Source organism: Enterobacter sp. RHBSTW-00593, assembly GCF_013784105.1.
Classification (GTDB): Bacteria; Pseudomonadota; Gammaproteobacteria; order Enterobacterales; family Enterobacteriaceae; genus Enterobacter; species Enterobacter ludwigii.
Map to the genome: position 1 here is coordinate 2,667,494 of NZ_CP056393.1, position 12,203 is coordinate 2,679,696.

At 50.5% G+C, this 12,203-nt stretch carries 11 protein-coding genes and 2 tRNA genes; 7 read left to right on the top strand and 6 right to left on the bottom strand.

From position 1 onward, the window contains the following. Nucleotides 1–18: 18 nt before the first annotated feature. The gene (gene adhE, locus HV242_RS12660) at nucleotides 19–2,697 is read left to right on the top strand and encodes a bifunctional acetaldehyde-CoA/alcohol dehydrogenase (RefSeq protein ID WP_025203929.1); all 2,679 of its coding nucleotides are present in this window, start codon (nucleotides 19–21) and stop codon (nucleotides 2,695–2,697) included. Between the two features lie 65 nt (nucleotides 2,698–2,762). Here adhE and tdk read toward each other — a convergent pair whose 3' ends face one another. Next, nucleotides 2,763–3,377: a thymidine kinase gene (gene tdk / locus HV242_RS12665; RefSeq protein WP_032669745.1), complete on the bottom strand. Its 615-nt coding sequence runs from the start codon at nucleotides 3,375–3,377 to the stop codon at nucleotides 2,763–2,765. Between the two features lie 549 nt (nucleotides 3,378–3,926). Between tdk and hns the strand changes: the two genes are divergently transcribed. Continuing rightward, on the top strand, nucleotides 3,927–4,340 hold the full coding sequence (gene hns / locus HV242_RS12670) for a histone-like nucleoid-structuring protein H-NS (RefSeq protein ID WP_008502781.1): 414 nt from the start codon (nucleotides 3,927–3,929) through the stop codon (nucleotides 4,338–4,340). A gap of 200 nt (nucleotides 4,341–4,540) precedes the next feature. On the opposite strand, the gene galU is transcribed toward hns, so the two are convergent. From galU to rssA, 3 genes are all read right to left on the bottom strand, one after another. Further along, nucleotides 4,541–5,449: a UTP--glucose-1-phosphate uridylyltransferase GalU gene (gene galU, locus HV242_RS12675; RefSeq protein ID WP_014170452.1), complete on the bottom strand. Its 909-nt coding sequence runs from the start codon at nucleotides 5,447–5,449 to the stop codon at nucleotides 4,541–4,543. 200 nt (nucleotides 5,450–5,649) lie between these two features. Beyond that, on the bottom strand, nucleotides 5,650–6,663 hold the full coding sequence (rssB, locus tag HV242_RS12680) for a two-component system response regulator RssB (protein ID WP_014170453.1): 1,014 nt from the start codon (nucleotides 6,661–6,663) through the stop codon (nucleotides 5,650–5,652). Between the two features lie 91 nt (nucleotides 6,664–6,754). Next, the gene (rssA, locus tag HV242_RS12685; RefSeq protein ID WP_032669742.1) at nucleotides 6,755–7,657 is read right to left on the bottom strand and encodes a patatin-like phospholipase RssA; all 903 of its coding nucleotides are present in this window, start codon (nucleotides 7,655–7,657) and stop codon (nucleotides 6,755–6,757) included. A 114-nt stretch (nucleotides 7,658–7,771) separates the two neighbouring features. Between rssA and HV242_RS12690 the strand changes: the two genes are divergently transcribed. The 4 genes from HV242_RS12690 (at nucleotide 7,772) to HV242_RS12705 (ending at nucleotide 9,483) form a co-directional block, all read left to right on the top strand. Further along, a complete protein-coding gene (locus HV242_RS12690) occupies nucleotides 7,772–8,230 on the top strand; it encodes a YchJ family protein (protein WP_025203926.1) in 459 nt (152 codons plus the stop codon). 48 nt (nucleotides 8,231–8,278) lie between these two features. After that, nucleotides 8,279–9,121, top strand: coding sequence for a formyltetrahydrofolate deformylase (gene purU / locus HV242_RS12695; protein ID WP_014170456.1), 843 nt, complete (start codon nucleotides 8,279–8,281; stop codon nucleotides 9,119–9,121). 157 nt (nucleotides 9,122–9,278) lie between these two features. Next, nucleotides 9,279–9,363, top strand: a tRNA-Tyr gene (locus HV242_RS12700). A gap of 35 nt (nucleotides 9,364–9,398) precedes the next feature. After that, nucleotides 9,399–9,483 (top strand) — tRNA-Tyr (locus HV242_RS12705). Between the two features lie 61 nt (nucleotides 9,484–9,544). Here HV242_RS12705 and HV242_RS12710 read toward each other — a convergent pair. Next, nucleotides 9,545–9,988 (bottom strand): Lrp/AsnC family transcriptional regulator, encoded by a 444-nt coding sequence (locus HV242_RS12710; protein WP_014170457.1) that lies wholly within the window; start codon nucleotides 9,986–9,988, stop codon nucleotides 9,545–9,547. 107 nt (nucleotides 9,989–10,095) lie between these two features. On the opposite strand from HV242_RS12710, the gene HV242_RS12715 reads away from it, so the two are divergent. Then, the gene (locus HV242_RS12715) at nucleotides 10,096–10,992 is read left to right on the top strand and encodes a DMT family transporter (protein WP_063858465.1); all 897 of its coding nucleotides are present in this window, start codon (nucleotides 10,096–10,098) and stop codon (nucleotides 10,990–10,992) included. A 17-nt stretch (nucleotides 10,993–11,009) separates the two neighbouring features. Here HV242_RS12715 and HV242_RS12720 read toward each other — a convergent pair whose 3' ends face one another. Continuing rightward, the gene (locus HV242_RS12720; protein ID WP_050736944.1) at nucleotides 11,010–12,200 is read right to left on the bottom strand and encodes a glycosyltransferase; all 1,191 of its coding nucleotides are present in this window, start codon (nucleotides 12,198–12,200) and stop codon (nucleotides 11,010–11,012) included. Nucleotides 12,201–12,203 lie beyond the last annotated feature (3 nt).

Below are 12,203 nucleotides of genomic sequence, written 5' to 3' on the forward strand. Positions count from 1 at the left end.
CATTATCAGGAGAGCATTATGGCTGTTACTAATATCGCTGAACTGAACGCACTCGTCGAGCGCGTGAAAAAAGCCCAGCGTGAATACGCCAATTTCACCCAAGAACAGGTTGATAAAATCTTCCGCGCGGCCGCTCTGGCTGCTGCAGATGCTCGAATCCCTCTCGCTAAAATGGCCGTTGCTGAATCCGGCATGGGTATCGTTGAAGATAAAGTGATCAAAAACCACTTTGCTTCAGAGTATATCTATAACGCCTATAAAGATGAGAAGACTTGCGGCGTCCTGGCTGAAGATCATACCTTCGGTACCATCACCATTGCTGAACCTATCGGTATTATTTGCGGTATCGTTCCAACGACTAACCCAACGTCTACTGCCATCTTCAAATCGCTGATCAGTCTGAAGACCCGTAACGCAATCATCTTCTCCCCTCACCCACGTGCTAAAGATGCCACCAACAAAGCAGCGGACATCGTGCTGCAGGCTGCTATCGCTGCGGGTGCGCCAAAAGATCTGATCGGCTGGATCGACCAACCGTCTGTTGAACTGTCTAACGCCCTGATGCACCACCCGGACATTAACCTGATCCTGGCAACCGGTGGTCCTGGCATGGTTAAAGCAGCATACAGCTCCGGTAAACCGGCTATCGGTGTTGGTGCGGGTAACACGCCTGTTGTTATCGACGAAACGGCCGATATTAAACGTGCTGTTGCATCTGTACTGATGTCTAAAACCTTCGACAACGGTGTTATCTGTGCGTCTGAACAGTCCGTTGTTGTTGTAGATTCCGTCTATGATGCTGTTCGCGAACGTTTCGCCAGCCACGGCGGCTACATGCTGCAGGGCAAAGAGCTGAAAGCCGTTCAGGATATCATTCTGAAAAACGGCGCGCTGAACGCCGCCATCGTTGGTCAGCCAGCCTATAAAATCGCTGAACTCGCCGGCTTTACCGTTCCGGCAACCACCAAGATTCTGATCGGCGAAGTTAAAGTTGTCGACGAAAGCGAACCGTTCGCTCACGAAAAACTCTCGCCTACGCTTGCTATGTACCGTGCGAAAGATTTCGAAGACGCGGTAGTAAAAGCGGAGAAACTGGTTGCAATGGGGGGTATCGGTCATACCTCTTGCCTGTACACCGACCAGGATAACCAGCCAGAGCGCGTTGCTCACTTCGGTCAGATGATGAAAACTGCGCGCATCCTGATTAACACCCCGGCTTCTCAGGGTGGTATCGGTGACCTGTACAACTTCAAACTCGCACCTTCCCTGACTCTGGGTTGTGGTTCCTGGGGTGGTAACTCCATCTCTGAAAACGTTGGTCCAAAACACCTGATCAACAAGAAAACCGTTGCTAAGCGAGCTGAAAACATGTTGTGGCACAAACTTCCGAAATCTATCTACTTCCGCCGTGGCTCTCTGCCAATCGCGCTGGATGAAGTGATTACTGATGGCCACAAACGTGCGCTCATCGTGACTGACCGTTTCCTGTTCAACAACGGCTACGCAGACCAGATCACTTCTGTTCTGAAAGCGGCTGGCGTTGAAACTGAAGTGTTCTTTGAAGTTGAAGCTGACCCAACCCTGACCGTAGTACGTAAAGGTGCTGAACTGGCGAACTCCTTCAAACCCGATGTGATCATCGCACTGGGTGGTGGTTCCCCAATGGACGCCGCGAAAATCATGTGGGTTATGTACGAGCACCCAGAAACACACTTCGAAGAACTGGCGCTGCGCTTTATGGACATCCGTAAACGTATCTACAAGTTCCCGAAAATGGGCGTAAAAGCGAAAATGATCGCCGTTACTACCACTTCCGGTACAGGTTCAGAAGTCACGCCGTTTGCCGTTGTAACCGACGATGCAACCGGTCAGAAATACCCACTGGCTGACTACGCGCTGACGCCAGACATGGCTATCGTTGATGCCAACCTGGTCATGGAAATGCCGAAATCACTCTGTGCGTTCGGTGGTCTGGATGCAGTGACTCACGCCCTGGAAGCTTACGTTTCCGTCCTGGCTTCTGAGTTCTCTGACGGTCAGGCTCTGCAGGCTCTGAAACTGCTGAAAGAAAACCTGCCAGCGTCTTATAATGAAGGGTCTAAAAACCCGGTTGCCCGTGAACGTGTTCACAGTGCAGCAACCATCGCCGGTATCGCGTTTGCTAACGCCTTCCTGGGTGTTTGCCACTCAATGGCACACAAACTGGGTTCACAGTTCCACATTCCTCACGGTCTGGCGAACGCCCTGTTGATCAGCAACGTTATCCGTTATAACGCGAACGACAACCCAACCAAGCAGACTGCTTTCAGCCAGTACGACCGTCCACAGGCACGTCGTCGTTACGCTGAAATCGCAGACCACCTGGGTCTGAGCGCACCGGGCGACCGTACTGCGGCGAAGATTGAGAAACTGCTGGCATGGCTGGAAAGCCTTAAAGCTGAGCTGGGTATTCCTAAATCTATCCGTGAAGCGGGCGTTCAGGAAGCTGACTTCCTCGCGCATGTTGATAAGCTGTCTGAAGATGCATTCGATGACCAGTGTACCGGCGCCAACCCGCGCTACCCGCTGATCTCTGAGCTGAAACAGATCCTGCTGGATACCTTCTACGGCCGCGAGTTCAAAGAAAATGACACTGTTGCTGTGAAAGTAGACGCACCTGTCATTAAAGCTGACAAGAAAGCGAAGAAAAACGCGTAACTGACAGCCTGATAAAAAACCCGCCTCTGGCGGGTTTTTTTATGTCTGCATTTTACTGTGAAGGATTATTTGCGGTTGTCAGGCTGAAGCGCCGTCAGTGAGCCGACAATCAACGCTTCCTTATAATGCTTACGGCACACTGATACGTAGCGTTCATTGCCACCTATCACTACCTGCTCGCCATCAGCATAGGGTTTTCCGGCCTGGTCGAGGCGAAGCACCATGCTGGCTTTACGGCCGCAAAAACAGATGGTTTTAAGTTCAACGAGTTTATCCGACCACGCAAGTAAATACTGGCTGCCGGCAAATAGCTCACCACGAAAGTCAGTGCGCAACCCATAGCACAGAACGGGAATATCAAGCTCATCGACAACCTCTGAAAGCGCATGAACTTGCTCACGCGTCAGAAACTGGCTTTCATCAACCAGAACACAATGGATGGGCTGTGAAGCATGCGCTGCCCGGATATCCTCCAGCAGGTCAGTTTGCGGGTTAAACAGCCTTGCAGGCGATGAGAGGCCTATTCTGGAACTCACCTTCCCTGCACCAAAGCGGTCGTCAATTTCAGCCGTATAAACAACGGTACGCATCCCACGTTCCTGGTAATTGTATGAGGATTGCAGTAGCGCTGTCGATTTCCCGGCATTCATTGCCGAATAGTAGAAATAAAGTTGTGCCATTGGCCGTAAAACCCTAATCAATGTGTAATATTACCGATGATTCATTGTACCATATTTTGTCTGGTTATCAGCGATACGACGCACAGACTATGCGGTTCAGCGCGAGGTTTACCGCCGGCATTTTGCAAAAATAATGCGTTAAAACATGAAGTAAACGCATCCACCCCAGCCAATATGTTATAGGGTCAGCCAAACATAACACTTCATTTTATAGTGGAATCATCGTTCATTAAAATTCACTATTTATTAACTATTTCTGCCTTAACATACCCGGTGTAAACTAATACAAAAGGCTGATATTTATCCGCCGCAACTATAATTCCTGAGGCAAATGTCACAAAAAAAAGATGCAATCGACTGCGTTAAGCCACTTTACGTGATAACAAGCGAGACTGGCGGGTTATGAAATTTAAGTTAGCGTAATTAATAATAGCGGCAATATTCACTATTTTTTGAATTCCTTACATTCCCAGCTATTGCACAACTGAATTTATCGCTCTATTATTAGGACAACAAACCACCCCCCATTATAAGTTTGAGATTACTACAATGAGCGAAGCACTTAAAATTCTGAACAACATCCGTACTCTTCGAGCGCAGGCAAGAGAATGTACCCTCGAAACGCTTGAAGAAATGCTGGAAAAATTAGAAGTTGTAGTTAATGAACGTCGCGAAGAAGAAAGCGCTGCTGCTGCTGAAATCGAAGAGCGTACTCGTAAACTGCAGCAATATCGTGAAATGCTGATTGCTGATGGTATCGATCCAAATGAATTGCTGAACAGCATGGCTGCAGCTAAAACCGGTACCAAAGCAAAACGCGCTGCTCGTCCTGCTAAATATAGCTATGTTGACGAGAACGGCGAAACTAAAACCTGGACCGGCCAGGGTCGTACTCCTGCTGTTATCAAGAAAGCAATGGACGAGCAAGGTAAACAGCTGGATGACTTCCTGATCAAGGATTAATCATCTCGCTTCCAGAAAAATCCCGCGTAATGCGGGATTTTTTTTACCCGCAATTTACCGCAAACATCCCCTTACACTCTGTCATAAAGCGTTATTTGGCTATTTAGTTTGCCTTACAATCGGACGTGATGACGGCGTGTTATGGGCATAAAAAAACCGGCGGGCAGAGCCTCACCGGTTCAGATCAAATGAAGCCTGAGTTATTTCTTAATACCCGCGCTCTCTTTGAGCCAGGCTTTAAATTCTTCACCGAGCGTATTGTGGCGAATGCCATATTCTACAAACGCCTGCATATAACCGAGCTTATTACCGCAGTCATGGCTCTTACCTTTCATATGGTAAGCTTCAACGGTCTCTTTCTCGATCAGCATATCAATGGCATCGGTAAGCTGGATTTCATCACCCGCTCCTGGAGGCGTTTTCGCCAGCAGAGGCCAGATTTCAGCACTCAGGACATAACGACCTACAACCGCCAGATTAGAAGGCGCTACGTCGGCCTTAGGCTTCTCAACCACGCCAATCATCGGCACGCTCTCACCCGGTTCAAGGTTAACGCCTTTGCAGTCAACAACACCGTATGCGGTAACGTCATCCACAGGTTCAACCATGATCTGGCTGCTGCCTGTTTCATCGAAGCGTTTGATCATCTCAGCCAGATTGTCCTGAGAAAGATCTGATTCATATTCGTCCAGAATAACGTCAGGCAGGATCACCGCAACAGGCTCATCGCCTACTACGGGATGCGCACACATGACTGCGTGGCCAAGACCTTTAGCCAGACCCTGACGCACCTGCATAATGGTGACGTGTGGCGGGCAAATAGACTGAACTTCTTCCAGCAGCTGGCGCTTAACACGTTTTTCCAGCATGGCTTCGAGTTCAAAACTTGTATCGAAATGGTTTTCGATAGAGTTTTTTGATGAATGTGTAACCAGCACAATTTCAGTAATGCCGGCCGCGATACATTCGTTAACGACATACTGAATTAATGGCTTATCAACCAGAGGCAGCATCTCTTTAGGAATCGCCTTAGTTGCTGGTAACATCCTGGTCCCCAATCCCGCTACCGGGATGACGGCCTTTCTGACTTTCGAATTTAGGGCAGCCATTCAAATTCTCCTGAGCTGTTCAAGTTTTGAACTTTTATGCAATAAATAACGCGTTAAGTATATCAGCCTCATCCCGCAGTCCGGGTCTGAAAAGAACGCGTTGCCGATCAATTAGGACAAATACGCATGATTCCGGGCAGCGATAGTAGCACTCCCCATAAATCACAGGTAAAGCAATCTTAAAATTAAGATCCAACTGCTTATTCCGTGGACAACATTAAGCGTAGCCGTCCCCCGGCACCCCAAATTTGGCACTGCCAGGAGGAACAACGATGGCTAATTTGATTAAGATAAGCCGTACCCAATGTTCCAAGCGGTACACCGTTACTGACCTGAATATGATGTTCCCCGGTATTCAGCGAGGCATTAAGCCCCGCAGAAACGAGGATAAGATTTTTCAAACCGCTGTGGTAATAACCTACCAACAGCGGAAACTGTCCGGGTAAATTGGCCTGACGGAAAAGCTGGTTTACCTGTTTGAGTAAACTGCCTAACTCGGGAAGCCGCTGTCCCTGATGGGAGAGTTGTTCCTGCAGCAACCCGTTAAATAGCGCACGAAGTAATAACGCGGCTAATACACCATTATCCCCTGCCCGGGTGACATCAAGACAATAAAATGCAAGGTCTGAATCCGATAATGGCGCAATATCGAGCACCAGCCCTGGCTGGTCAGCGGCCACCAGCTGGCGATAATTCACACGACAGTGAGAAATATTTTGTTGTACCGGCGGTTGAAGTTCTTGCAACAGTTTCGCCGCCGCAGGGGGATTACTCACTAAGGCGTCCCAGTCCTGGAAAAGGCGTTCCTCTTCCTCAACCCGGGAATTAAACATATTGGGATAAAGACAGGCTAAGACGGTTTCACGAAGCCGGTTAAGATCTTTAACCGGTTTAAGCAGAATATCCTGAACCCCCAGACGCAAGGCTTTGGCTATATCCGCCATGTTCTCTGTGGCGGAAATCACCAGTATCGGCATCTGGTTGGCTTCATTGCGCAGATGTTCGACCAGCTTCAGTCCATTCATCCGTGGCATTTCAAGGTCACAAATCATCAGATCAGGCGTGATATTGACCATTTTTTCCAGCGCGTCGATGCCATCGTCAGCCAGTGAAGTGTTTGCCCCCAGTGATGATAACCACGAATCCAGTAGCGATCGGAAAACGGGCTCGTCTTCAACAATCAAAATGTGTTTTCCGGCCAATGGCTTCGTCATGGTTCCTCCCCTGGCTGACAGTAACTACATAGTGGCATGCTATCGGCACTGTCGCCTGTCAGATTTTGCTGAAGTAGTCAAAAAAAGGTGCTTAACGTGCTGTTCGCACAAAAGGCAGCAACTCATCTATTTTCTTTTCGACGGCTAACGAGCCCGCTGCGATGGCGGCCTCAGCCCGATGGAAATCAAGGGTAGAAATTTGCGGACAATACGGCTGAAGCAGAATATCCGGCGGGTCGCCAGCCATGCGGTTGCGCTTGAGGCGGTTCTCCAGGACCTGGATTGAGGTCGTCATAATTTCAATCGCCGTGGGTGCAGTTACCGCACGCCGGGCGGCCATGCGCCCGAGACGTCCGCGCAGACGCTCATGCCAGGCCAGTTTTTCGCCCTCGGCATCTTCACTCTGAAGATTGACTGGCATCAGGTCTTGTTGCATCAGATGAGCGTCGTGCTGTAAATCCACGGCAATAACGATATCGGCACCCATAGCGCGGGTCAGGGAAATGGGGACCGGGTTAACAACGCCTCCGTCGACAAGCCAGTAACCGTTGTGCGGAACAGGGGCCATTAAGCCCGGCATGCTGCAGGACGCGCGAACGGCAAGATGGATATCCCCTTCGGTAAGCCAGAGTTCGCGGCCGGTACTGAGGTTCGTCGCAACGGCACCGAAGGGTAACTGACAATGACTGAAGTCATCGAGAGGCATAATCTGACGGAACTGGTTAAAGACCCGTTCACCCCGCAGCAACCCACCGCGCTGCCACGAGAGATCCATCAGGCGCAATACGTCCCAGTAACTGAAGGAGCGTACCCAGGTTTCAAGTTCCGGAAGCTTTCCGCACGCGTATGCGGACCCCACAAGCGATCCGATTGAACACCCTGCAACAATATCAACGTCAATGCCCATCTGCTTTAAGGCATTTATCACGCCGATGTGCGACCATCCCCGGGCTGCACCTGAGCCCAGCGCCAGTCCAATTTTAACCTTTCTCATTAGCCCTGTTTTACGTCCCCTGGATTCCTGACATAGCATCAACGCAACTGCTCAGTTAACATGGTGCTACCCGAAGCGTTTAACGCCCTTATTTTTTGTTCCAGGAAGAGAATCGTGTCTCAACTCTGCCCTTGTGGTAGCGCTCTGGAGTATAGCCTATGTTGCCAGCGATATCTGTCTGGCGATCAGGTTGCACCAGACCCGTCACACCTCATGCGTTCACGGTATACTGCTTTTGTGATCAAAGACGCAGACTACCTGATTAAAACCTGGCACCCATCCTGCCACGCTGCCGATTTCAGACAGGATATTGAAGCCGGGTTTGCTAATACCCAATGGCTCGGTCTTACCGTCTATGAATCGTCAACGGGAAGTGATGCTGATGAAGGTTATGTCAGCTTCGTTGCCCGCTTTATCGAACGCAATAAGCCCGGTGCCATTATCGAACGTTCCCGGTTCTTAAAGGAAAGCGGGCAATGGTATTATATTGACGGAACGCGCCCACAGTTTGGTCGTAACGATCCCTGCCCTTGTGGTTCAGGTAAAAAATTTAAAAAGTGTTGCGGGCAGTAATGCCTGACAACCCAGACTTCGCAAATACTCAAACAGGATTTCCCGGCGATGCAATCACTACAACGTAAAGTTCTGCGCACCATCTGTCCCGATCAAAAAGGGCTGATCGCACGAATTACCAACATTTGTTATAAGCATGAACTGAATATCGTGCAGAACAACGAGTTCGTTGACCACCGTACCGGACGCTTCTTTATGCGTACCGAACTCGAAGGGATTTTCAACGACACCACCCTGCTTGCCGATCTCGACAGCGCGCTGCCTGAAGGCTCCGTGCGTGAATTGACACCCGCTGGCCGTCGTCGCGTTGTTATTCTTGTGACGAAAGAAGCCCACTGTCTTGGCGATCTGTTGATGAAAGCAAACTACGGTGGCCTCGATGTTGAAATCGCTGCCGTTATCGGTAACCACGAGACGCTGCGCACGCTGGTTGAACGTTTTGATATTCCGTTTGAGCTGGTCAGCCATGAAGGCCATACCCGTGAAGAACATGACAACCTGATGGCCAATGCTATCGAAGCGCATAACCCGGATTACGTGGTACTGGCGAAATACATGCGTGTGCTGACCCCATCCTTCGTGGCGCGTTTCCCGAACAAGATCATCAACATCCATCACTCATTCCTGCCAGCCTTTATCGGTGCACGTCCTTATCACCAGGCGTACGAACGCGGTGTGAAAATCATCGGTGCCACCGCGCACTACGTGAATGACAATCTGGACGAAGGCCCAATCATTATGCAGGACGTGATTCACGTGGATCACACCTATACCGCAGAAGATATGATGCGCGCCGGGCGTGACGTAGAGAAGAACGTACTCAGTCGTGCGCTCTATCAGGTGCTGGCGCAACGTGTGTTCGTTTACGGTAACAGAACGATTATTCTTTAATCGACAAGAAAATGAACTGGTTAGCTTTACAGCTTAACGCGTAAAATTCAGGCAACCAGTTTATTTTTATTGTGGTAACGCTTTACAGGGGCGTCTCATTTGATATGATGCGCCCCGCTTCCAGCAGGAAGCAGGCCAGTAAATAGCATTACCCCGTGGTGGGGTTCCCGAGCGGCCAAAGGGAGCAGACTGTAAATCTGCCGTCATCGACTTCGAAGGTTCGAATCCTTCCCCCACCACCATCTCTCAGCATTACCTCAAAATTTGAATTACCCCTGGTGGGGTTCCCGAGCGGCCAAAGGGAGCAGACTGTAAATCTGCCGTCATCGACTTCGAAGGTTCGAATCCTTCCCCCACCACCATCATCTCAAAGCCAATCCAGTGATGTATTTCAAACGATGTGTCATGCATAGCAACAGACGATCACATTGGTGGCAACCGGCGCTTCACCGGTGAACTTTTCACGATCGACGTATTACACTGAGCATGTTCCGCCAGACCATCAAGCAACGCATCCAGTTGCTCAATCGACCGCACGACCAACCTGATAACAAAGCAGTCTTCACCGGTGACTTTATCGCTCTCAATACATTCCGGCATGGCCTGAATGTACTTATCTACCTTTTGCAGCAACCCCGGTAAAGGACGAACCCGCACCAGCGCCTGCAACGTATACCCCAACGCCGTCAGATTGACGCGCGCACCATACCCTTCAATCACCCCACGCTCTTCCAGTCTTTTCAGACGCTCTGCTGTACTGGGAGATGTCAGTCCAATACGTCCGCTGAGTACCTTTAGCGACATGCGCGCATCCTCAACCAGACAGGCCAGGATTTGACGATCGATATCATCGAGAAGGTTTTCCATCGTTTTTACCTAATTTAAAAAAGCCATCACTGTATTTCACCTTATATCAGCCATGTTATTCCCGACAGCGGTATTCGACAATATCGTCATTAATCAGGAGGTGAATAATGGGTGATGTACAAAAAGGCGTCTGGCAGATGAGCCTGGCGATGTTAATTTCCGGCTCGATTGGCGCGTTTGTTCTGCTTTCCGGCCTGCCGGTGACGGAAGTGGTTTTCTGGCGATGCCTGATCGGGGCGATGGCCCTTTTTATTTTCATCCGAATAAGTCGAAAACCATTTAGTCCGCTCACCCGTGTCACGCTACTGCTGGCAATTCTGGGCGGTGTTGCGTTAGTGGTGAACTGGTTGCTGCTGTTCGCGGCTTATGAACGTATTTCAATCGGCCTTTCTACCGTGGTCTATAACACTCAGCCGTTTATGCTGGTGTTGATGGGGATGTTTTTAGGAGAACGCGTGAGCCTGGTGAAATGGGGTTGGCTCGTTCTCGCCTTTGGCGGCGTGGTCATCCTGCTCTCCAGTGAGCTGAATGGCGCACAGGGCGAAGGCTGGCTCGCAGGAATCGGTCTGGCGATGGGAGCCGCTTTCTTCTACGCACTGACAGCCATAATCGCCCGCAGACTGAAATCAGTTGCGCCCCAGCATATCGCCTTTATTCAGGTACTGACCGGCGTGGTCATGCTGTTGCCCTTCGCCCACCAGCCGGCATTATCAGCTGATTTCCCATGGCCGATTTTACTGACGTTAGGTGTCGTCCACACCGGGATCATGTATCAGTTGCTGTATAGCGCGATCCAGAAGCTCCCGACGCCCGTTACCGGTTCTCTGTCTTTTATCTATCCCGTGGTGGCCATAATTGTCGATAACGTAGTGTTCGGACACTCGCTGAATATCACGCAACTGGCAGGTGGTGCATTGATACTGTTTGCGGCGGCAGGTAATAACCTGGGCTGGGGCGAGAAAAAACCCCGCGAGTGCGGGGTTGGGATCAAATCAGCACATTAGCGTCTGAGGCGAACAGGCTAATCCTTGCGGATTAACGTGAGGAGTTGTTCGCGAGCCTGTTCAAGTTGCCTGAGTCCGCCGCGCAGCCAGATACCTTTTCTGAAAAACTCGACCCGAGCGGCATGATCGAACTGATCGTAGTCAACCGGGTACACCAGGGCCGGGATCCCTTTTTTAATACAGTGCCACATAATCCCCGCCCCGCCGTGGTGTATCACGACATCGTAACGAGATAACCAGGCATCATAATCAACCCAATGCATACGTAAGAAATTCCCTGCCCGCTCACATTCCGCACTTTCCAGGCTGCCATCCGTGAAATGGAACACCCAGTCTGGCATCGTTTTCGCCAGAGCTGTTGCCGCTTTCGCTACGTCATCTTTATGCCAGTCCAGATGTGTACCCAGCGTAATCAGGACATGCCGCTTTCCTTCAATGAAGGTCGGTTTCTCTCCATCTGCAGGCGGTGTGTACAGCGCAGGTCCAATAAAGGCTACCGATTCAGGCCAGGTCCGCTCAAATTCCATCTCTTTTTCGCCCAGAGCGAGAATGCGCAAGGGTGAATATGCCGTTTCACTGCCGTCAGGCCGATAAAGCCGGGTTATGCCCGTCTGACGAATCACACCGCGAAAAAACCAAAAAACAAGACTCTTGAACAACCTGACTTTTTTCCTGTGGATCAGGTGGTTTATCCGTTCCCACGCGGTGATGGCCGGCATCAGCCCACCACAATAAGCGGGTGGGCCGTCCGGCGCTTCAAGAACGCAGGGCGACGGCAAGCTACTCCACCAGAGAACCTTCATCCGGGTACAGACAGGCCCCACGACGGGAAGTGTAAAGTCGGCAATGGCCAAATCCGGCACGCCTTCCCGATGCCACGCCCTCTCAAGTTCGTCAGCAAAACCCTTAAGCAGGCCCACGACTGAACGAAACTGACGATAAAGCCTCACAGGATGCGTCTTTACGGCATATTTTGGATTGGCGATCGACACTAACGGTGTATCGAAATCGCCGTCAAGAATGAGTCCTTGCAGTCCGGACGCCGCAATCCGCGCGCTGGCACCGCGAGTACTGATAATCCGGACCTGATAATGCGCTGAAAGCGCCCTCCCCATTGCCAGCACGGGATGCAAATGTCCGGAAAATGGCGGGGCCAACAAATCAATTCGCGTGACGTTGTCAGGAATCAGATCAAACAAGCGTTGCATATC